This window comes from Neobacillus nitrireducens (assembly GCF_030915405.1).
In the GTDB taxonomy this organism is placed as follows: domain Bacteria; phylum Bacillota; class Bacilli; order Bacillales; family Cytobacillaceae; genus Neobacillus.
In genome coordinates this window covers 326,422-349,606 of record NZ_CP133262.1, presented here as the reverse complement: position 1 = coordinate 349,606, position 23,185 = coordinate 326,422, and the positions used below count along the sequence as shown (strand labels likewise).

Annotated in this window: 15 protein-coding genes, 1 pseudogene and 1 riboswitch; of the genes and pseudogenes, 5 read left to right on the top strand and 11 right to left on the bottom strand. The window is 38.4% G+C overall.

All coding sequences use genetic code 11. The features are described from left to right. Window positions 1-23: 23 nt before the first annotated feature. The 3 genes from RCG22_RS01590 to RCG22_RS01580 form a co-directional block, all read right to left on the bottom strand. Window positions 24-7,118 (bottom strand): S8 family serine peptidase, encoded by a 7,095-nt coding sequence (locus tag RCG22_RS01590; RefSeq protein ID WP_308105433.1) that lies wholly within the window; start codon window positions 7,116-7,118, stop codon window positions 24-26. Between the two features lie 531 nt (window positions 7,119-7,649). Next, window positions 7,650-8,498 carry a flagellar hook assembly protein FlgD gene (locus RCG22_RS01585; protein WP_308105432.1) on the bottom strand — a complete coding sequence of 283 codons (849 nt, stop codon included), beginning with the start codon at window positions 8,496-8,498 and terminating at the stop codon, window positions 7,650-7,652. Between the two features lie 26 nt (window positions 8,499-8,524). Further along, window positions 8,525-11,146, bottom strand: coding sequence for a S8 family serine peptidase (locus RCG22_RS01580; RefSeq protein WP_308105431.1), 2,622 nt, complete (start codon window positions 11,144-11,146; stop codon window positions 8,525-8,527). 608 nt (window positions 11,147-11,754) lie between these two features. Here RCG22_RS01580 and RCG22_RS01575 point away from each other — a divergent pair. Next, complete coding sequence (locus RCG22_RS01575) at window positions 11,755-12,462, top strand: BsuPI-related putative proteinase inhibitor (RefSeq protein ID WP_308105430.1); 708 nt, start codon at window positions 11,755-11,757, stop codon at window positions 12,460-12,462. 230 nt (window positions 12,463-12,692) lie between these two features. Here the strand turns inward: RCG22_RS01575 and argH are convergent, their stop codons facing one another. The 4 genes from argH to RCG22_RS01555 form a co-directional block, all read right to left on the bottom strand. After that, window positions 12,693-14,222 carry an argininosuccinate lyase gene (gene argH / locus RCG22_RS01570; protein WP_308105429.1) on the bottom strand — a complete coding sequence of 510 codons (1,530 nt, stop codon included), beginning with the start codon at window positions 14,220-14,222 and terminating at the stop codon, window positions 12,693-12,695. 223 nt (window positions 14,223-14,445) lie between these two features. Then, window positions 14,446-15,156: a LutC/YkgG family protein gene (locus RCG22_RS01565; protein ID WP_308105428.1), complete on the bottom strand. Its 711-nt coding sequence runs from the start codon at window positions 15,154-15,156 to the stop codon at window positions 14,446-14,448. Beyond that, window positions 15,153-16,583 carry a LutB/LldF family L-lactate oxidation iron-sulfur protein gene (locus RCG22_RS01560; RefSeq protein WP_308105427.1) on the bottom strand — a complete coding sequence of 477 codons (1,431 nt, stop codon included), beginning with the start codon at window positions 16,581-16,583 and terminating at the stop codon, window positions 15,153-15,155. Before RCG22_RS01560 ends, RCG22_RS01565 begins: the two co-directional genes overlap by 4 nt. A gap of 14 nt (window positions 16,584-16,597) precedes the next feature. Continuing rightward, window positions 16,598-17,314 (bottom strand): (Fe-S)-binding protein, encoded by a 717-nt coding sequence (locus tag RCG22_RS01555; protein ID WP_308105426.1) that lies wholly within the window; start codon window positions 17,312-17,314, stop codon window positions 16,598-16,600. A gap of 268 nt (window positions 17,315-17,582) precedes the next feature. Beyond that, window positions 17,583-17,680: riboswitch (guanidine-I (ykkC/yxkD leader) on the top strand. Between the two features lie 65 nt (window positions 17,681-17,745). Between RCG22_RS01555 and RCG22_RS01550 the strand changes: the two genes are divergently transcribed. Together RCG22_RS01550 and RCG22_RS01545 are read left to right on the top strand one after the other, a co-directional pair. Beyond that, a complete protein-coding gene (locus RCG22_RS01550; protein WP_098259832.1) occupies window positions 17,746-18,087 on the top strand; it encodes a DMT family transporter in 342 nt (113 codons plus the stop codon). Further along, a complete protein-coding gene (locus RCG22_RS01545; protein ID WP_308105425.1) occupies window positions 18,087-18,401 on the top strand; it encodes a DMT family transporter in 315 nt (104 codons plus the stop codon). The genes RCG22_RS01550 and RCG22_RS01545 overlap by 1 nt, the downstream gene beginning before the upstream one ends. A 162-nt stretch (window positions 18,402-18,563) precedes the next feature. Here RCG22_RS01545 and RCG22_RS01540 read toward each other — a convergent pair. Both RCG22_RS01540 and RCG22_RS01535 read right to left on the bottom strand, forming a co-directional pair. Continuing rightward, window positions 18,564-18,686, bottom strand: a pseudogene (locus RCG22_RS01540) (DUF8821 family protein); the annotation flags it as partial. A 12-nt stretch (window positions 18,687-18,698) separates the two neighbouring features. Further along, window positions 18,699-19,178: a GyrI-like domain-containing protein gene (locus tag RCG22_RS01535; RefSeq protein WP_308105424.1), complete on the bottom strand. Its 480-nt coding sequence runs from the start codon at window positions 19,176-19,178 to the stop codon at window positions 18,699-18,701. 111 nt (window positions 19,179-19,289) lie between these two features. Between RCG22_RS01535 and RCG22_RS01530 the strand changes: the two genes are divergently transcribed. Continuing rightward, on the top strand, window positions 19,290-20,252 hold the full coding sequence (locus RCG22_RS01530; RefSeq protein WP_308105423.1) for a helix-turn-helix transcriptional regulator: 963 nt from the start codon (window positions 19,290-19,292) through the stop codon (window positions 20,250-20,252). A 194-nt stretch (window positions 20,253-20,446) separates the two neighbouring features. Here RCG22_RS01530 and RCG22_RS01525 read toward each other — a convergent pair whose 3' ends face one another. Then, complete coding sequence (locus RCG22_RS01525) at window positions 20,447-21,442, bottom strand: hypothetical protein (protein WP_308105422.1); 996 nt, start codon at window positions 21,440-21,442, stop codon at window positions 20,447-20,449. A gap of 518 nt (window positions 21,443-21,960) precedes the next feature. Between RCG22_RS01525 and RCG22_RS01520 the strand changes: the two genes are divergently transcribed. Next, the gene (locus RCG22_RS01520) at window positions 21,961-22,140 is read left to right on the top strand and encodes a hypothetical protein (RefSeq protein WP_308105421.1); all 180 of its coding nucleotides are present in this window, start codon (window positions 21,961-21,963) and stop codon (window positions 22,138-22,140) included. A gap of 57 nt (window positions 22,141-22,197) precedes the next feature. Here RCG22_RS01520 and RCG22_RS01515 read toward each other — a convergent pair whose 3' ends face one another. Continuing rightward, a complete protein-coding gene (locus RCG22_RS01515; protein WP_308105420.1) occupies window positions 22,198-23,076 on the bottom strand; it encodes a LysR family transcriptional regulator in 879 nt (292 codons plus the stop codon). Between the last annotated feature and the right edge of the window lie 109 nt (window positions 23,077-23,185).

The window sequence follows — 23,185 nt, the reverse complement described above, 5'->3', positions numbered from 1 at the left end:
GGGTAACGGTTACATCTGCATAACTAGTTGCACTGATATTGATGGTGAAATCTCCAGTTTTTGCTGAAAAGACTCTTATCTAACGTAATCGTACGTGCATCCATATCTACTTTGTATTTCGTTTCATCTACAATAGCCGCACCAACCTTGATTCTTGAAATAGCATTTGCCCATTCTGAATCAGTGAATTCTAGTGTCATGTCATTTCCTAGCGCGTTATCTGTTGTATCTACTAATACTAGAGAACCGGTTAAAGCATATTTTGCATAAAGTGTAATTGGTTTTGTTACAATGTTTGCAAAATCATAAGGCATTGTTAGATCTTGATCCGTATACCAGAAATAAAACTTATAGCCGACCTTTGTTGGATCTAGTGGCTTCGTTGCAGCTCTATCTACGATTTGTGCTGGAACAGGATCACCGCCATTAGATACAAACGATACTTTATAACCGATAACTTGATCAATAACAAGTGCATCAGCATAACCTTCTGAAACAATGACCACATTGAACTTTTGACCTGCTGTGAATAATGATTTATCAAGTGTTATTGTTCCTTTTTTCGTTGCCTCATCATACGCTATTTGATAATCAGTATTAAGAACTAATTCTTTTGAGCCGATTGTTACTTTTTTGATATTATTTCTCCATGTTCCATCATCTGTAAATGGTAACGTAATATCGCTTCCTACAATGTTTTCAACTGCATCCTTTGAAACGGTTGGAGGTGTTTTCATCCAACATAAATAGTAAGTTGCATTATCGGTTAGGTAAATACCATTGTTTTGTGAAATATCCGAACCCTTGTCACTTGAGTTTGCACTGTCCAGATATAATTTTTCACTTAGTGAAAGAGTGCCATTTGTAACATGAGATCCTGCTGCTGACATATTTGGTGAAGTAGCTTTACCGTTGACTAATGCATCAGCCAAGAATGTATCTGTTGAATTCTTTAAAGTACCACCATTTAAGTCAATGTGTCGTCTATATGCAAGTTTCACATCCGGAATCACAATCTTTTCGCCAGTTGTTGCGGTAACCTCTAACTTATATCCAAAAATTTGGCCAGCATTTGATAAACTTGGCGCAGCACTAAAGGCAAATTTTTGATCCGGATGTTCAGTTGCATATTTTTCTGTCGCCGTTGTAAATGAAAGCGTTCCAATTCGATCATTGGTTGACATTACATATGTGCTTGGGTCTAACGTATACGTGGTCGGTGAAGCCTCTGCTTTTCCATCACTCTTTAATTTATAGTAAGTGGCTTCTATTTTTTCAATTTTTTCCTTACCTGTTAACCAAGGAATGTTCGCTGCATAGTCTGGGATATTGATTTTCAAATCTCCCTCACCAAGCACCCAACCAACTCCACTTCCTCCACTAGTTCCATCAAACTTGATTCCATTTGGTTTCGTTGCTTCAACCAGCGAATAGCTTTGTGTAAAGTTCATTTGCCATTTCGCATAGACAGTTTTATCCTCTGTTAGAACAGCACCAGGATCCCACTGACTAGAATATGTTGGATCATTATACCATCCAAGGAATTTATATCCTGATCTTGTTGGGGCGGGATCCATAGCGCCCATTAAGCTACTATTCGGCCCATTTGATCTACTTGATGAGGCTTTGAATCCTACCGCAAACGGGTTAATTACAGTACCGCCTTGGCTGTCAAAATTAATAGAGTATCCAACTGGCTGTTGAGCTGTATAAATAGGATCAGAACCTGCAATGTCATCTGGATAAACAGTGCCATCTGTTCCTGTTGAGCCGATTGTAAATTTGTAAAGTTGTGGCAGATAGCTTTTTCCACCAGGGTTAACAGTCGCTGTATTATAGGTTAAACCACTATTCGGATTAAGTGTCGAATCTGTCATAAATGTTTTCGCATTGAACGTAATTTTTCCTGGCTTACTGATGTCATAATATTTTTGTTTTGTATCTGGATTGATTAAATTACTTATATCCATACTCTTTCCAGTGTTTGTCGTCACAATCACTTTATTGATTCCATTTCGCCAGTTCGCATTTTCTGGGAAGGTTAATGTTAAATCCTGTCCAATATGCGCTACCGTTGGGTCTGTGATAATTGGAATCACTGGTGTCGGAATTGGGACTGCTGATACTGTTAGAGTTTTCGTTACATCTTGATACCCTGTCGCCTTCACTGTTACCGTGTAATTCGTTGCTGTCGGGAATAGTGAACCTGGGAACGTAATTTTTGATGGCATTGTTTGCGATGCACCATTTGCGTCATAATACGTATATCCTGGGTTGATAGTTACTAAATTTGTTACATCCGTTGAACCTAGCATAATTTTTGTTATTGATTTTCTCCATACTACATCATCAACGAACACCGTGCTTGAAGGGGACATCGAGATTGTCGCTCCATTTTGCAAGTCTTGTAACTTTGGTGCTGTTATGGTTGCTTGAGCTGGACCAGCAAAATTAAGCTTTTGCATGACTTGCTGTAACGTGTCACCTGCATTTAACGTAATTGAGCCCGCAAAGTCTGTTGTAATCGTTTTATCTTGATCTACTGTTAATTGGGCAGTTGGAACCGTTAATCCTGCATCAATCGCACTTTGATTTTGGTGACCAAAGTTTTTAAAGATGTAATAGAAGTCGTTGTAATCAATTCCGTAACCAAAGCCCGTTGGTTTAATCCAATAAATATCTGCATCACGGTTCGTGTTTAAGAATGCTGTTTTGTTTGCTACGTTATTGGCTGGATTATTAAAGTTGTTTAGGTTTTTATATTGATAATAAACATCGATTTCTTTCAGTAAATCCTTCATGTCGATGACGTTGTCGTCATTGACATCTCCACCTAAAAGAATTGGGAAGAGACCTGGAAGATCTTTAACTGTACCTGATTGAAATCCATATTTGTTTTCACCAATGACTGGTGTTTTTGCATATCCCTTGAAATGTCCTGGTACACTTGCTTCGACAGAATATGGTGAATTACTTACATCCATGGTTACGGCATAATACGGGTTGATAAACGTATATGCAATTGTATTATTAAATGATGTTGGGTTATCTGTTGTAAACTTTTTATCTTTGTCATCTATAACCGTTACCTTCGCACCTGAATCCACTGTAAATTGAGGATAATTATTGGTTACATTGTTTCTTGCAAATGATTCAGCCGCTACACGACCTCTCATCACCGATGTTGATTGTCGCACATAAGGTTCATTGGCCGAGAACCAAGCTGTTTGGGTATCCACACCTGACAAGGTTAAAACCGGCGGTTGTAACATTGGAAACTCAAATGGTCCTACAATCGGATCAGGGTTATTATAGGTAACATCCGCTTCTATAATATTCATATCATGGTCAAGCGCACCATTTGCACCAATTCCCGATATCGTAATATCCGTATTTTCACCTTTTGTATAGACTGGATGTTTATACGGTTGACCTACAGTTAGAACTGCTGTCGGGTCATCAATACCTTTGCTAATTAAATAGTTTTTATACTCTTCTGAAAGTCTAATATTGCTAAAAGTATAGACACCAGCATTATTGAGTGTAATTTTAGCGCCTGTCATTCCGATGCCATATTTCGTAGCGATTGTCGTCTTGAATGGTTTATTCGCATCGACTACAACCTTATCTTCATTACCTGGCCCTGCATCTACATCACTCGAAGAGGTAATGGTTACATACGGGTTACCTTTTTTGATAAAGTAATATTGTTGTCTTGTTGTGCCTGGATCTCCTGACCCAGCATAATCATGTGGATAAATCCAAAAAGAGCTACCGAATTTTGAATTTAAGTCCTCAGGAGTTACTCCAAAATGGAAACGACCTTTCGCATCTGTATCGAAGAATACAGTTGGGAAATAACTATCTTGGTAACCCACAACCCCGTTCAATGCTTGATCGACAGGTACAGGTGTTCTACCATCTTTTGGACTTGGAACCGAAGTTTCGCCATTATTTTTCATGACTTCTACGTTAGAATCATCGACTGTACCATAAAATCCTTTAATCTCTTGACCCGGTTGATACCCTGTAGGGTCGATTTCATAAATGCCAGGCTTTGAATCACTGTCCATCGCAATCGTTGGCGGTGTATCGTCAACATAGACTGTATCTTCTGCTGTATAACGTTTCCCATCTTTGTCAGTCATGATCATCTCAACAGAATAAGCACCTTCCGTTATCACTGCTGTCTTATCTGCTAATCCCGATTGATCATAGGTGCCATCATATGGCTTTTTAAATGGAAGGTATTGTCCAGATAATAGCATTAATCTAGGGCCGTATTGTACACCTGGTGAAATGCCACTAGCACTTGTTAAAGTGTTTGTTACTCCTAGATATTTTCCGTCCTTATCTTTTAATAAAATATAGGTGTTTTCCATTTCACTATTTACCGAGAAGGAATAGGCAGATGCTGAATCCGGTGTCATCGCCTTGAGATTAACTTTAAAAGAATTAATACCTTTTTCCGCAACCGTAATCGTGAACGGAATGCGATATGACTCCGATGAATCCGCCGCATTTACAAGGTAAATATAACCCTCGTAAGTGCCATCTAATGAGTTTGACGGAACCGTAATACTTGCTGTTTCTTTAACGGTACTTCCTCCACCAACTTGAATAGATGTCACTTTTGTACCACCGTTAGAAAAATCGATTTTGACATCATTTCCTGTGCCAGGTCCTACTTTATTGGATCCAGCAAATTTGGTTGAAATAAATTGAGTACTTACATTAAACGTTTTACTGCTTGTTCCTTGATTCGTTACGCTAAAGTCCTTTGATGAGACCACATCATCAGAGCCGTTCGTAGCCCCTTCTCCTCTACCCTTAAAGCCAAAGAATATGCTTCCAGTAAGATTATCAACTTGACTCAATGTAGAATCTGAATTAGAAACATATGCTTTTTCTAAAACTTGGATTTTTACATTCTCTTTAATTGCACGTGCAGGATCTACACGTCCAGCACCGACTTGGTATACGCTATAAGTCTTTGAATCTGTATTAATATCCTTAGCTGTATTCATTAAAGCCGACTTAACATCTGCCGGAGTATATTCTGGATGAGCAGCTAAAATCAATGCTGAAATACCTGCAACGTGAGGCGTTGCCATTGAAGTCCCGGACATTAACATATAAGAATACTTATAATCTCTATCTTCTACACTTACACCTGCTTGTGGCTCATAAACGTCATAAGGAATGGTGGAAGAAATGTCAACACCTGGCGCTACAACATCTGGCTTGATTGTCCAATCCTTTACTGGTCCCGTTGAGCTAAAGCTTGCTAACTCGTCCCCTTTCTTTGAGACTGGTGTTTCAAGTGTATTTGGGAACGTAATCGTTGCCGATTTCGGATCCTTGTAAATGGCATCAGAAAGAGCTTGTCCCTCTGCTTGCGTTAATGAAACAGAATACACATTATCCATGCTAACGCCTAAGAAGCTGTTGATATAGCCTTGGTTATCTGCATCGGCAGTATTGTTCCAAATAATCATACCTGCTACGCCGGCTTTATTTGCATTTGCCATTTTAGTCGATAAAAACTCTCCGCCACGTTTCACGAGAGCAATTTTACCAGACATATCTAATCCACTGTAATCTGCCGCACGACCTAAACCGACATCCACAATTGGAAAGGTTTGTCCTTTAAAAGCATCGTCTGCTTGGGTAAAGTTTTTACCAAATAAACGTGCTTTATAAGATACTGAGCCATTCTTTAGGGTCATTACAGGAATGTCCCCCGGAATTGTACTTGCACCAACAGTAATGGCTAATGCTGAAGTTCCTGGGGATCCAACCGTAGCTGCATCAGGACCAGCATTACCTGCTGCAACATCACACACAACACCCGCTAAAGTAGCATTGTTAATAGCGATACTTGTTGGGTAAAGAGGATCATTTATCGTTGCACCAAGCGAAAGATTGATGACATCCATTTTATCCTTAACTGCTTGATCAATACCGTTTAATACAGATTCTGATGTCCCGCGTCCACCTGGTCCTAGTACACGGTAGCCATAAAGGGCCACATCTGGCGCTACACCATTTGCTGAATATACGTCGTTATTATTTGTCGTATTTGCAGCAATTGTCCCTGAAACGTGAGATCCATGCTCTGTAATATACTGCTTATAATCTGCAGGTGGTGGTCCTACTACTAGATCTGGATTCGCCTTAGCAGCTACCCAATCTTCATATGTGGTTTCCATTGGGTCAAGGTCATCTACATATTTAACATTTCCATTTGGGTCAATTCCTACATTATTGACTAAGTCATGTCCACCTTTATAGACAGCCTTCAAATCAGGGTGATTGTAGTCAATACCAGTATCCAATACACCAACCTTAACTTTTTGGCCTGCACGAGGACCTGATTTAATAATACCTGTATGACCTTCAGCTTGAAGTTTATCTAATCCTAATAAAGAAAGCCCTCCTGTAGGTTTGCCTACAGATTCACTTGTCGCTTGTGTAGTAGTTCCTCCTTCGGCAACAGTGTACTCAACTGAAGACCAAATAGAAGCAACTTCTGGATTTTGGGCAATTTTTTCTACTAATTTTGCAGGTAGAGATAAAGATACACCATTAAAGGCTTCTGTATATTCTCGCGTAATGCTCGTAGCCGTCTTAACAGTTTTACCGCCAATTATTTGCGTTTTAGGCTGAGTCTCTAAAAAGCTTTTAAATTTAGCATGAGAATCTTTAACCTTTTTTTGTGCGTCGGAATATTCGCTTGCAAAAGCTTGACTATTGACAGTTGCTCCACCTTTAGCCAATGATTGCTTAATGATTTGTATCTTTGCTGGATCTTGTTTAAATTGAACAATTACATTAATAGTTTTTGAACTACGTAAATCTTTTTGATCTACACGAATTTTTTGGGCATTATCTGCTCCAGTGAGCTTATTAATGCTTGCTTTTTGCTCAGGAGTAAGACCGTCCAGAATACGGTTTACTTCTTTTGCATCAAATCTTCCATCTGATGTACTCTGCTGACTTGAGTTAGCAGCAGCATGTACGAGTGTTAAACTCTGTGGGAGCGCAAAGTTTAATAGCATTGCAATTAGCACAGAAATCGATAATAATCTCTTTTTTCTTCTGATTCTTGTACTCATTTTTACCCTCCTTTAAAATATATAAAAATAGTAGTTTTGCACACCCTTGATTAAATTTTTACTAGGCGTTCAAAATTATTTTTATATTTAAGTAGCAATAATTTTCACAATACTTAAATATATTTAAATAGTATATGAGATTACAAAATTCGTACATTGGGGGAAAATTACGATTTTATTTGACGTTTATCGGCGATTTCCCCAAAAAAATGCATGTTTTTACACTAAATATGGAAACGTTTTTAGTGGAATTCAATTAATTCAAGGATTTCTTAAATGATAATTGGAAATAGATAGCTATTAAAACTTGGGGGAATTTTAAAGAATTAACAAGAAAGTATGATAGTAAATATTGGGTTAACCATTATTTAAAATCTATTAAATATGACAAATTTTGCACCGGATTCACATAATAAAAAAGCTATCAAACTCCTAATATGAGTAAGAGGCTTGATAGCTTTTCCAAAAATTCTATTTACTTTTTATCGCTATTGAACAACCGTTACTTGTTTAGGCGGAGTTAAATAGGGTTTAATGTAAGACATTTAACTTGCTTGATGCTGTTGCTGTCACTTTAAATCCTTCCACATTCTCGCCGTCCGCATAAAGCGTATATGTTCCATTTGGAATCTCAGGACCTGGTGCCCATGTGAATCGGATTTCATCTTCCAATGGATATTCTTTCGTGAACACGACATTGCCGTTTTCATCCTTGATATAGAATTTCCAGTGAAGTTTATTATCCGAGAACGCGATGATTTTCGCTGGGCTATTTTCGTTAACTTTCGTATAATTTTGCACTGTCATGTACTGAATGAGCATGCTTGACTTGATGTAGGAAGTATCTCCCCATACGGTGTAACCCTCGTTATAAGCAGCATCTTCCGCCATGACGACAATGCTCTTTGGCTCTTTCTTCACGATAAAGCTGGTTAGACCTGGCTTTAAAACATTATAGGTACCATCTAAGTAGACAACGGCTTGTAAGAAACCTACTCCGCCTTCGTTATCTGCTACATCGAACGAAATTTGATACTTTCCGTCCGCAGTCGGCGTCACTTGAATGTTAGAGGCATGCGGCGCTTTCGAGTCCAATTTCACCGGAATTTCAGTAGTTTGCGGTCTTGCACCTGGAACATCTAAGGTCGAGCGAAGCACATATTTGTAATCGCCATCTGGGAGGGTATTACCATTTTTATCTTGACCTTTCCAATAGTAAGAATCAACGTCAATATTGTAGTAGGTGTCGCCGATGCTCATAATGTTTTTCTGGAATTTCCACGGCTCGCCGGTGAAATCGCTGTAGTTACCAAGGTAGTTCACCTGATTTCCGTCTTTATCGAGGATATAAGCCTCAAGTTCTGACAAGTTTCGAAGCACCGTGAAGGACGGAATGACGCCGTTTGCTATGGAATATGGCGAGGTCCCACGCGGTCTGCGTTATATTTATGTGTTACCGGGTCTAATGCCAGCGGTACATCAGTAATATCATCCCAAAGTGTCGTGTAACCTAAGAACGCATCATTTTTCTCTGCTGATGGGTCGATGTTTTTCGGTTCATCCCATTTTCCGTAGAAGCCCATGTATGGCATCGATAATGGAACGACTTTGTCACTTTTATTTGAAGAAGTCGGAACCAATCTCACGAAACCTTCAACAAAGGTGTTTTTCTTTAAATTCTCTGGGAGTTTAACGTCAATGCTCAGCTCTTTTTGCTTGCCACGTTTGATCGTAATCGCATCGCCTCCGTTCACGTGAACATTAGCCCCTTCAATACGGGTTGTTTTGGTTGTAAGGTAGTCGTTTTCGCGTGTTTTGAAACCGAAAGTTGCAAGATCATATGACGCATGCGTGGTTTCGTCGGTTAACACATCGACTACTACTTTATATTCAATGGAATCTGGAACATCCTTGCCGTCAAGTGCTTGCATCTCAAGTTTTAAATTAAAGTGAGTATCACCGATCTCATGAAGCGCAACACTTCCTGCCTGCTCAAGCGATGCACGCTTATTACGCAATAATACTGGCGTATTGATCGCACTCGCAATCTGCATTATGCCTGAACCTTGCATGCGCGGAGAATATGGAAGCACATTGTTGGTTCTTGGGTCTGCGATGATGCTTGATGTATTCATTAAAGCAAGCTTTGCTAAAAGCGCAGTTTCTTTCGATTTTCCGAGGCCTTTATTCTTCATGGCTTCCATTAATAATGCTGCGCCGCCTGCTACTTGAGGTGTAGCCATGGACGTTCCGCTCATCACCTGGTATTTATTGTTTGGAATGGTCGAATAAATCTGTCCGCCGACACCGGTGATTTCTGGTTTGAAATCAAGATTTTCAGGTGTGCCCCATGAAGAAAAATTAGAAACATTGTTCTTTAATGGATTGTCAATCCATGTGCCCTTCGACAATTTCATGGTGATTTTTTGACCTGCTTGAAGCTTCTCTATGACACTTTGCCCGTCCGACTTGCTTGTGGTAACGACTGGAATCGCAGGAGACGGGTTGAACTGGACTTGTGAATAGTCTTTCATCACAGTCGGCGGCACAAAGATTGTTGCGACTGCGCCTTTACGCTGCGCATAGATTTGAACATACGAGTAACTGCTGTATGGACTCTTTGGCTGACAGATCATGATTTTACCTGTTAAATCCATGTTTTTGATGTCGGCATCTTTTCCTTCCACACCATAGACGAGTTCATATTCTTTATTCGGGTCAAGCTTGTCCCCTAGTACAAATCCTGAATACGTTTGGTCTTGATAAGCCAATTCCGTTCCGTCTGATAGACGAACCGTATTGTAGTTGATGCTGTTGTTTTCGTAACTTGCAACAGACAATGCATATGGGCTTACGCCAGGTGAGCCAACCACACCAATATCTGGATTGTCAGCATAAGGTAATAATGAACTCATCAGCACATTGTTTTTGCTAGAATAAGAAGCGTTTCCGCCTGCAACCACCACTAATACGCCTTGTTCGGTTGCTTCGCGGATCGCTTGTTGAACTGGATCTTCCGATTCACTTACTGGACCTGCATCAGAGCCTAAGCTCATGTTAATGACATCTGCGCCCATTTCCACTGCGTGCTGAATGCCGGCGATGATATCATCTTCCTGTGCACCGCCGCCACCTTTATCCGAGAAAACTTTTTCAGCCAGGATTTGTGCGCCTGATGCGATTCCTTTTACGCCATTTGCGCTTTCATTTCCATTTGCAGAGATGATACCTGATACGTGCATACCATGCGGATTTGCGTAAGGGAACACGTCGTTATCATTATCCGCCCAGTCATATCCTGTCGGAACTTTATCGTTGTACCAAACATCGTTTACTGTTTCAGTTGAAGCAAGTTTTGCTTGGATATTAGTGGAGTTCAGCTCCTCTTGTGCCTTGCCTTTATCCGTTAAGGTCAAATCTTTATGCTTGTAATCTACGCCTGAATCGACAACGGCAACTAGCATGCCTTCCCCTTCATAGCCAAGAGACTGCCAAACTTTTTGTGCTTGAACTAAGCCTTTACTCTCATCCGCCGCTGCGGTGAACGTGCGGGCAATATGAATCCGCTTAACGCCATCGATTTTTTGAATGTCTTTTAAGTCTTTGAATTTCGTTTCCATTGAAAATCCATTAAAACCGGTGTGGAAGCGATGTCTTACAGACTTCGCTTGCCCTTTTGGAAGCTTGCTGATAACTTCATCTTGAATATTCTCGGAAGATGTAGCTGCAGATTGATCAGTTGGCTGATCAAGCTCCACGATGACTCGTACATCTTGGTTTGCCTTAAACGGGTTTTTTCCGTTTTTCACATTCCGATAATCCATTGGGTCATTGCTTGCTTCATCTGTTGCTTGTCCTTGATCAGCCATTAAAATTTCATGACCCTGCTTCAAAATGTCTTGAAGTGTAATCTCATCGCTTACGCTATCGTTTGGCGTTTCAGCCGAAGCGTATGTGCTGGAAAGTAACATCACTGACAACGCTGCAGTCGTGAGTACTTTAAATGGTATACCTTTCGAAACTTTCATCTGAAAATCCTCTCCCCTTTATGTATCCTCTTTTACTTTCATTTTTAATAATATGAATTTTCGAAAGATTAGTAAATTGGGGGAAATATTGAATTCATCTTCTTTTTAAAATCGACATTTTTTGTGTTTTTTGTAAAACATTTTTAATACCCCAAAACTATTAAATGAACTTAGAAATAGTCATCTTTTCATGCGCTTTTTTATTCGGCATTTGGTAGGTATAAAAAGACTTTTTGCATAACAGATTCAAAACAGAGATTACTAGGTGAAATCATGTTTAATTCCCAATATGGCTGAATTTTGGTTGCTCTTGCTTATTAGTCATATAGTGTCGATTTTAAAAAATAATCGTCAAAAAATCACACCCTTGAACCTTTCTGATTCCCCCATTTCCCTCTATTTCTATAATATATATTTTTCAGACCTTGCATTAACGATTTCCTCTTTGAGCAAAATAACTGAAATTTAATAGAGGAGTTAGTCCATGGGTCTATGGATTTTTTCGGAGAGAATAAAGGAAAAAGGAGACCAAAATGCGAATATTTCTATGTGTAATCTTGATTTTTTTTCCATTTGTAAGAATAACGGGAGCAAAAGGGGTGAATGATTTGGATTACGCATTTTATATAATCCCGACAGCAAGTCCTGAAATGGCAGAACTCGAAATGATCCTAAAAAACGAGGGAGAAATACCGCTCCACTTTGAATTTCCCACTTCCCAAATGGTTGAAATAACAATTACCAACCAAGCTGGTTCAGTGGTTTATGTTTATTCACAGGGGAAGTATTTTTTACAGGCATTTCAGACTATTAGTGTAAATCCACACCAAACTATTAAAAGATATGAAAAATGGAACTATCATTTCAAGGGAAAAAGGGTTCCTCCTGGAGAATATACTGTCAATGCTGTGTTAAAGCCGACCAGATTAAATGATGAACCCATCCAAAACCGTATGAAGCTATACAGTACTCAAAAACTAAATGTCCCTGAGGAAAACACTGCCTACAGGTTTGTAAAGGTGTCAGGCACCAAAGGGGATTATATAATTACGGGAGAATTCAGGTCAACAAAAGGTGTACTATATTATTCGGTTGAGGATGGCCATGTGGAGTACATGAAAGAAAAACAGATTGCTGTTAATGGGGAGCAAGAGTGGGAGCCATTTAAACTTCATATTCAAATTCCAAAAGAGAAACTTTTTTCTAATGGGTCATTGATATTGAATCTTTATGAACGGGATAGCGGAGATAAAATCATTAACATTTACCCATTGATTTTAAAAAAAGCGGAAGCACCCCCAGCGGCCTTTCCTTGATATTCAATCAGGGAAAGGTCGTTTAAAATTGCGGTTTTAAATCCCCTATACCCGTATTCTAATTTTGATAACGGCAAATTATAAAGCTTTTCCTCTTCTTTTTTATATACATTCAAAAAATAAGTTTATTGATAAGTTTTTGCCGCTTTTTTTCGTCGTTCTTTCTCATCATAAACACACCTTTAGTTTTCAAAACCATCCCTACTCCAACCTTTTCCAATCATCAAGATTTAAATAGGTTGGTTATCTTCATCCGTTTTGCCCCACTGGCTTGTCAATTGGTCTAGTTTTTCCACACAAATTGTAATTCGAGCAACCTCAGTCTGGTGTAAGGTAAGTTGAGATTGTAAACTAGCTTCTCTTTCCATAATCGCTCGCTTCATTTCCTCTGGTGCAGGACCCCCAGGCAGCGACCGAATTTTCACAAAATGCTCTGGGTCCATTGCAGTAAGAATAACCTCCTCCGGTAAATTCAATGGAACTCCTACAACTGCTTTTGCCGCTTCATCTACGAGTGCAGATGTGACATGGGTAGCATTCAGTCCTCTTGCCATGGCAATTTTAACCACCTGGCTGGCTATGGAATGTGAGGTTCGGAACGGGATGTTTGCTTCCCTAAATAGCGTGTCGGCTAATTCCGTTATCGTCGCAAAACTTTCTTGGGCCCTTCTTTTTAAAAGTGCTTCATTTACTTCAAGTGTTCCAACCACCACTTTTGTTAACCGAAATACTTGATCAATGAGGTGCAAACCTTTCCACAAATATGGCTGAAGGTCATCCTCGGTATCGTTTATATCTCCGTATGGTGTGTTATGTAACATTTGAAGTACGGTTTGAGCATTTCCAATACCACTTGAGCTTAATGCGCGAATATGCTCGAGAGAAACAGGATTTCTTTTTTGCGGCATAATGGAACTCGTTTGCACATAGGGATCTGCCACACGAATCGCTGAAAACTCCTGGCTCGACCATAAAAGAAGATCTTGGGCAAACCGGCCGAGATTGATAAAGGTTAAATGAATGGCGGTGGCAATTTCCCCTAAATAATCGGCACCACCAATCGAATCATAGGCACTCTTGATGATTTTCGGGAATCCTAATAATTCTGCGACCTTATTTCGGTCAATCGGAAATCCGGTCGTAGTGAGGGCCGCCGCACCAAGAGGACTGGTATTACATGTATCATAGGCTGCTTTCAATCTTTTTAAGTCACGGTCAACGACATCGTACATTCCCAAAAGATAATGGGAGAATGTCATCGGCTGGGCCTGCTGCGTATGAGTATGCCCTAGAACAATGGTTTCCTTATAGGTATCAATCACATTCAAAAGTGTTTCTTGAAAGGAAAGCAGCGCCCGGGTGGCAACTAGAATCTTGTCCCTAAGAACCATCCTGTACATCGCCACCCCCATATCGTTCCGGCTCCGACCAAGGTGCAAACTTCCGCCAGCTTCGCCTGCAACATTCATAATTTGACTTTCGACAAGAAAAAAAAGATCCTCGTGCTGTCCATCGTAGGTAGATTGAAGAAGTGCCTCTTTATCAAGTGCCCAAATACCTTTCATAATTTGCGAAGCTTCATCCACCTGCAGCAATCCTTGATTCACGAGCATAATCAGGTGGGCTTTATGGACGGCCAGCATCGGCTCAAGTAAAGATTGCTTAGCGTGATCATAAGCAGGTGCCAATACTACCTCTGAATAGGTCGCCCCTGGAAACTTTCGCCCTTCCTTTTCGAAAATGCTATCCATGTTATACATCACAATTCCCCCTATAAATCCCGTATCGTGGTTAATTCTGTAAGAAAGGCTACAAGTATGAATAAAACCTCAAATTCTCGTAAACTTTTGAAAATAAAAGATAAGAAAGAAAGCTTGTAGTCTTTTGTTTATCTTATGTATGAAGCCTTTTTATGTTTATAAAAAAAATGAGTTCCAATACCCTTAATAGGGAATCTGGAACTCATCATTTTATAGTTTCACCTTATAAATCAGTAACAATGATATATGATAAACGAACCGGTCCGTGTACTCCCCATACTTTGTTCAACTCAATGTCAGAGGAACTACTTGAACCACAAATAAAGTTAATGGCTGCAGGATTTATCCCCCTTTTTGACATTTCATGAAGTTTTTGCATTCCTTGTGTTAAACGAGGAACAATGGTACTTTGCGGAACAATACAAACATAATTTAAAGGCAGGAAGTTTGATGATCTTCCTTTTCCCAGCTTATCAATGACAGTGTAAGAAGCGGTTTCGGCAAGTGAAAGATCACTTATACACACGCCATAAGACGCATTCAATGCCTTATCTACATTTTCACGGCCATTCTCATCGGTCCAAACATACGCATCTTTCAAGACTTCATTTAGACCCCATTTCGCAAAACGCTCATCGTTCCATGCGATAATTGGGCCTGTTCCATGTTCAACTAGTTTCGCAGCTACCGTTTTTGCAAGATCTTTTTTCTCAATAATGAAGGAATCAATCTTACCACCGGATCCAGCTTTGTTAACTTGAGCATTCTTATGGAATTCTTCAGCTAATTGTGCTTGAGTATAGCCTTTATAAATTTCAAGCTGAGGTTTGCTAGATAATTCAGGATGTACAACCTCTTTCGGCATTTCTCGACCAAGTATGTTTGAAAGGTTAGAAATAAATAACTCTCTATTTAAGATTTGTCCTTTTATCATGATTTATTTCCTCCTTTACTTCTAGATTCATACCAATCTCTGAAACGAGTTTTTTCCAATGCAGGCAAATCACGTTTGTCTGTCCAACCTTTAAGAACACTCACACCTTTTTTAATTTTCCCATCAACCATCAATGGTTTTGTCATTAATGGAGCAACACTTGTTCCTAGCTTGTACATCCAAGGACGGCTTAGAACCATACCTGCTCCAGACATACTCGCACCCCAAAATGCAGAAGCCTTCTTTTCTTCGGCTAATACACGCTTGTGCTCATGAATTAATTTATGTAACGGTATATTAGATGGACAAACTTCTGTACATTCACCACAAAGTGAACACATATATGGAAGGTCTTTGAAGTCATCATAGCCAGCAAGCAGCGGTGTTAATACAACGCCAAGTGGTCCAGAATAGATCGCATTATATGAGTGTCCACCCACTTGTCGGTAGACTGGACAGGCATTTAAACAGGCAGCACAGCGCATACATTGTAATACTTCTTTGAATTGAGACGCTAATACTTCAGAACGTCCATTATCAACAATCACTACATGAAATTCTTTCGCACCATCCGCTGCCACTTCTTCAGTAATCCCGTTGACAAAAGTCGTATAGCTTGTATTCTTTGCCCCTACTGCACTTCTACCTAATAAGCTAATACAGATATCTGCATCTTCATAGGTTGCGACAATACGTTCCATACCCATTACAGATACCTGTAACTCAGGTGCAGCTGTACAAAGATCGATATTTCCTTCATTACTAATTAAGGTGATTGCTCCCGATTCTGCAATCGCAAAGTTACATCCGTAAATTCCCATATCAGCCGTTACAAACTCATTACGCAGTTGAGCACGAGCGAATGCAGCTAAGTCTTCTGGAAGATCTTCGCCCGTATATCCATTATCGGCAAAAACTTCACGAATTTGGGTTTTGTTTAAATGTAAAGATGGTACAACCATATGGGAAGGTGGATTCCAGTCATCTAATTGCAGAATGTATTCAGCTAAGTCCGTTTCTTTTACATCTACCCCAGCATCCATCAATGCATGGTTCAGTCCAATTTCCTCTGTTACCATCGATTTTGCTTTAACAACTTTTTTGACGCCTCTTTCTAATGCTAGATTCGTAACATACTGAGAGGCTTCCTTCGCATCCTTGGCAAAAAATACGTTACCGCCATTTTTGACAACGTTTTCAGCGAATTGATTTAAGTAGAAATCTAAGTTTTCAAGAACGTGGGCACGAATTTCTCCTGATAGTTGTTGCCACTCGCGGAAATTACCATCTCCCAATTGTGATAGCACGTTCTTTCTATTATTATTAATTAAATCTTGAGCTTTCACCATGGCCGCACGCATGAAATCATCGTTTAGATTCTTTTCAAGATTTTTCTCAAAACTTTGGTCATTAATCTTAATTCCCATTTTGGCTCTCCTTACTATTTTGAATTTAGCACTTCAGCAAGATGCATGACTTTGATATTCGATCCCAGTCTACTTAAACGTCCACCAATATTCATGAGACAAGCAAAGTCTGCACCTATCAAATAATCAGGATTCGCTTCTTGAATGTACCTAGCTTTTTCATCAGCAACTTCAGCTGAAATTTCCCCCATTTTAACAGAGAAGGTACCACCAAACCCGCAACACTTGCCCGAATTGTGGAAATCTACTAATTCTAGACCTTCTACTTTCGAAAGAAGGGTTAATGGCTGTTCTTTCACGTTTAAAAATCTTGCTGTATGGCAGTTGTGGTGGTAAACAGCCTTTCCAGGAAGTTTCGCAGAAAAGTCGTCTATATTCATAACTTCAATTAGAAATTGAGATAATTCATATGTTTTTGCGGCAACTTTTTCTGCTCTTTCTTTCCATTCTTTATCATCAGCAAAAATATGTGGATATTCTTTTACAAAGGAAACACAAGAACCTGAAGGTGAAACAATCACTTCAGCATGTTCAAACGTTTCAATAAAGTGCTTCATTGTATTTTTTGTTTTCTCTACGTATCCAGTGTTGTATGTAGGTTGACCGCAACATGTTTGGTTCTTAGGATAATCAATCTCATGCCCAAGACCTTCAAGTAATTCAACCGTAGCTTTACCGACATTCATTGCCATAAAATCAACAATACAGGTTGTAAATAATGTTACTTTCATATCATGTCTCCTCTTGATTTAATAACTGTCTTCGTTATTATACAAAAGTATTAATTTTTCTTTATTCAAAATCTATAATGTTCATAATATCTACCAATATATGCCTTAGAAATGAAAAACAAGGCGGCTGAGAAATTGGGAAAATGAATGAAAGACTATCTTGTAGACTGATTTTGGTATGCCAACATGTATTTGGCAATTAATAATGTTTTTATGTTGTTATTGAATAAGTTGAAGGTGTGTGTATAATTAAAATTAATTGCATAAGAGAAATGTTTTCTAGGGTTCCGCAGCTTTAACGTTGGTCTGGTCCGAGAGAAAACTCACAGCTTTGCTGTGTCACGGAAGGATAAAAGCCTGGGAGAAACTGTTCAACAGTTCCCCCAGGCTTTTTTGAGCTTTGGAAAGATTAAAATTGGAGGTATCATTTAATGAAGACAGATTGGATTAAAGTATTTGTAGCGGCTCTATTTGAGGTATTTTGGGTTGTTGGATTGAAACACGCAGATGACTTTTGGACTTGGGCTGGAACAGTCATTTCAATCATTATCAGTTTCTATGGAATGATTATGGCGGGAAGAAAACTTCCTGTAGGAACTGTATATGCAGTTTTTGTGGGTTTAGGTACAGCGGGAACTGTTATTTCAGAAATACTTTTCTTTGGTGAACCATTGAAAATGAGTAAAATACTTTTGGTATTACTATTACTTGCAGGTGTAATTGGCTTGAAATTAGTTACAACGGGGAAAGTTCAGGAAGGGGCTGATTCCTAATGGCGTGGATTACTTTAATCTTAGCAGGCTTATTTGAAATGTTTGGTGTTGCTATGATAAATAAACTTCATAAGGACCGTAGTGGGAAGTCCCTAATTCTATTATTTCTTGGATTTGGAGCAAGCTTCATGTTTCTTTCTTATGCAATGAAAACTCTCCCTATGGGGACAGCTTATGCAATATGGACGGGAATTGGTGCGTCTGGTGGAGCAATATTAGGAATGCTTTTATATGGAGAATCAAAAGATTGGAAAAGGTTGGTCTTTATATCTATGGTACTAAGTGCAGCGGTAGGACTAAAACTTGTTTCTTAATAAAGCATAGTAGAATCAAAATTTAAAAGCTAAAAAATAAAAGCCCTCTATCCACTAAAGTATTGCAGATTGCAAATAAGGATATTTTTTAAAAAAAGTAACAGCACCCTCTAGTTGATAGAGCGTGCTGTTGCATGTTTTGTTGTATTTGTAACGTTAATATTCTATCGTATACATGGCATTGACACTAAGCCCATCCTCATAAAACACATACGCCATTTTGATATTTTCCACTTGAAAAAGCGACGTTTCTAAAGGTTTGGAAGCAATCTCAATATCAAGTTCTTATATCCCTCCTTATTTCCTGACAACTGGAATCCACATTTCACCAAATACTAAACCGTCTCGCTGCCCCATCACAACCGACGTATTTGGACCGCCGACATAAGCATAATTCTTTTCTTCTGGCAAAACTTGACCGAAAGCAATGCCAGTTAGCATATTACTCAACTCTTCAGCAGTTTTCCCTTCCCCTTTAACCACCAGGTATTCCCCTTTAGGAAATTGGATCATTCGGGTTGCCTCTGGTAATGAGGTCTTTGTCATAACGCCAGCATAATGCATCATCTTGTTATTCACTGCCTCGTTCACAGCAAAAATGTATTCATTTGTCGCAACAGATTTTAACGAATCAAGCCTGCCATCTTGTTTGACGGCCTGCCAAAAGTCCGACTTTTCCTTGATTATGCCCGCATAGTCTGTGTAATCGCTCTTAAGCTCCGTACCAAAACCTAAAACGTTAAAGCTGTCTTTTTCTTCTAAAGTATAATTTGTCATATTCAAAACCTTCCTTTTTATAAAAGTGAATCAAATGATTTCTCTTTTCACTTGATGAGTTTATAATAGCCTTAAATCATGTCAAAAAATGATACTGTTTTGGAGGTCACGATGAAAAAAGTTGAAAGGATTAATACCATCATGCGGTATATCAACAACCGTGCCCACTTTACCATTTCTGAAATCATGCAGGAATTTAACATCTCTCGTTCGACCGCTATTCGGGATATCAGAGAAATTGAAGCCATGGGTATGCCGCTAGTCGCTGAAGTTGGCAGGGATGGGGGTTACTTTGTCATGAACAACTCTGTCCTGCCCACGGTTCGCTTTACGGATAATGAAATCAAAGCTCTTTTTATAGCCTTTATGGCCACAAGGAATCAACAACTCCCCTATCTGAAGAGTCGTCAGTCATTAGCTGAAAAATTACTTGGCCTCATCTCGGAAAACCAACAAGAGACCATCGTTCTGTTAAATCAAATCTTGCTTTTTGAAGGGACCAATCCCCATAATCCCGACCTGCTGGATCTGTCAGACCTTCCCCATCCGATGTTAGAAAAACTAATCCAACTCCTTCTGTTGGATCGTTATTTATTGATTAGTATCGAGGAAGAGAAAATTAAAAAGACCTACCCTATTTATCTTTTACACCTGTATCGTGAAAAAAGCTTTTGGCTGATTGAAAGCTTTGATTTAACGGAAGAGAAGCTAAAGATATTTCCTGTTGACAATCTCACCAATGTGGAACCATACACTACGAAACAAAGATTAACTGAGAAAAGGATTTTGGAAAGACTCAGTAAGAACGAAAAAGAAATCAATCTAGTCCTTGACCTTGGTCCTAAGGCGATTGCCCAGTTCAAAAAATACCATCCTTTACATGTTTCCATTTCCTATACGAATCCATATCAAACCACAGCCATTCTAAAGACATTTATCCATGTTAATAACGCAGAAGAAATGGCCGAAATAACCAATTGGCTGCTGTTCCTAGGTGGGGATATCAAGGTTAGGGAAATGCCTGAAGAAGTCTTGGACGGTATAAAAGAGAGATTATTCCTATATTCCCCATAATTAACGCTAGTAAAACCACTTATAAATACGTTTCGTTGAACCGCGTAAAACAAGTGAGGATATCGCCTTTAATAGAAACAGCACCATTCCATTTTGTACTGCACCCCAAAAGTTAGAGTGAAATCTAATCTTTGGGGTGTATTTTTATGGCTGAATATAATGAACACATTATGAAATAACTGCTGAATGACAATTTATGCAAAACGATAGTAAATCAATAAAAATGTTGCTAGAACAAAAATGAAGTTTAAAAACACAAAGATAAATTGGTCGGTTTTCGTTTTATGCATTTTAATTGGCGGGTTATAGAATGAAACACCTTCAATAATGAAGATAATTAACACAATGTGGATCATGAAATGTCCAATCACTTCTGTCATTCCAAACAGCATCGTGGTTGAGATGAAAATAGCTGTGACCACAAAACCTAACACACGATTTAAGACACCGACGACTAATAAATAACCGACGACAAATTCAATAAACGCTGCCATAACAACAAACAAGCTCGGTTCAAAGCCAAATGTTGGTACATGGTGGTTAGCGACAATATCTAAAGCCATACTTGGATAAACCCATTTCTCAACCGCTACCCAGCTAAGTGATAAGCCTGTCCCTAAATATAAAAATGGGAATCCTACCTTTTCTAGCTTTGTATTTCCTACCAATAAGACACCAATAATGGCTACGTAAAATCCGTAATCTAACATATAGAAAATGCCATGATGGATCGTCACATAAATAAATAATCCAAATAAAATCGAAGCACCAATTTTTGTTGAAGTATGATGCGGAATTAATAAGAAACCAATTGTCACCCATGTTAATACTGTAATAATCATACTACTAACATGGAACTCAGGAGCAAAGAGAGTTCCATTCATCACTTGAATCATCAACGCAACGGCGGTTCCATATTTTAATAAATACCTAGAATACTTTCTTAAACTGGAGAGACGATCCTCTATTTTTTTCACTGGTCCCCATTCAGCCATTTTCGGAATAATCAAGGTTAATGTAGCTAAAACCATGGCTGCAACTAGAGTTAAGAAAATAAACACTGGTGATAATATATGTTCAATCGACGCCTTATGTGGAACGACATGTGTAAACCACTTTACATGCGCTTGTGCAAATATAGGTGTCATAATAAGCCCTAATGATAATAGAATCTGAAATATCCTTTTCAACTGTAATCCCCCTTGCAATATAAACAACACGATTATAGTGTTTAATATACAACGAGATACCATTCTGTTACCAGATTAATATTGAACATTTTGTGAAATATATCACATAAAGGTGTTTCCTCATTCAATACGAGCTACCAATATACGATTAAAACTACATAAAAGCGCAATCGTCCATAATAAAAAACTTCCCTCAAACCTTACTTTAAGGGAACAAATAAGTTCACTTATAGTTTACATAACGTTATTATGATAACCCCTGTCCACATAATTTACATATTTATTCTTTATATTTTCGTTATGATTCGTCAAAAAACTAATTATTCCATTATAAAAATGGTTCTTTTACCGAACATAAAATCAAACTATGACGAATATCGTTTAATTAGGTCAGTTTTTTTATTTATTTAGAATTAATTGGTTTGTTAATATTATTATATTAACACTATTCACTAAATTCAAAATTTAAAAAGTAAGATTTGTAGGAGTGCTAAAAGTAGAGCAGGGAGTGAAATATTATGTTGGAGTTGGTACGGGATAATAGAATGGTTACAGCTTTTCCACTACTGGATGATGATTACATCGAAAAAATGGCAAACTTCTACACTAGTGAAACTGCACAAGTTATCTTTCCTAATCTGCATAAAATACCATTTGAAAAATGGCTCTATCGTCAATATTTTTTATATTTCTCCTAAACAATTGGAGATCAACGCACATGCACTTTAAAAATATAAAAGGAGGAAGGGGCTGTTTCATAAAACTTCCCCTTTTGTCTGCTTGCTTTCAATTAGAAAATCTATAAATGCTTTAACCTGTGATAATTCCAACGTAACGTCCCTGTATAAAATCCAAGTTTCTCGCTGCAAAAAGCTATTATTTTTTAAAACAATCGGTTCTTTATAGAGGGCGTCATCTTCCTTAATACAAATTTCCGGTAATATAGCGTAACCTAAACCGTTTAGTACTAATTCTTTACAGGTTTCAATTCGGTCAACCTCCATAGATACATTAGGTGAAACGGTAAACGTTTCCTGCCACCAATTTTCAATAACATCTCGTAATGACTGGTCTGTCTTATAATTAACCCTTGGGTGAGTTGGAAGATCGTTAACATCTATTTTTTTACTAGATACGATAAAGATATTTTCCTTTTGAAATAAAACTTTATTATCGTTCCAATTATATGGTCCTCTAACAATACCGACATGTGCTTCTTCCTTTTGAGACATTTGGAGGATATTGGAACTCCAACCAGTTTTCAGGCTAATCTCAACATCAGGGTATAAGTTGAGGAAATTCTTTAATAAAACTGGTAATTGGTATCGGGCAAACAAGCCAGATACCCCTAATCGTAACGTTCCTTTTACCTCTTTATCTAAACTAGAAATATGTTCTTTTGTTTTTCTTAATTGGTTACGCATTTCTTTTGAATATTGAACAAGATATTCTCCTTTGACAGTAAACTCGATCCCTTTTTTTCCTCTAGCAATCAAGTTTGTTTTAAACTCAGTTTCTAATTGTTTTATACGATAGGTTAACGCCGGCTGTGAAATAAATAATTTTTGTGCAGCCCTAGTAATATTTCGCTCTTCAAAGAGAGTGACCAACATGTTCCAGTCTTTCTCATCCATAAATTTTTCCTTCTTTCACCATAAAATTTTTTTATGGTTATTTGAATTAAATTAAAAATATTTCAATAATTAAAATTATATACGACATGAAAGGAGAAATCTATCCTTC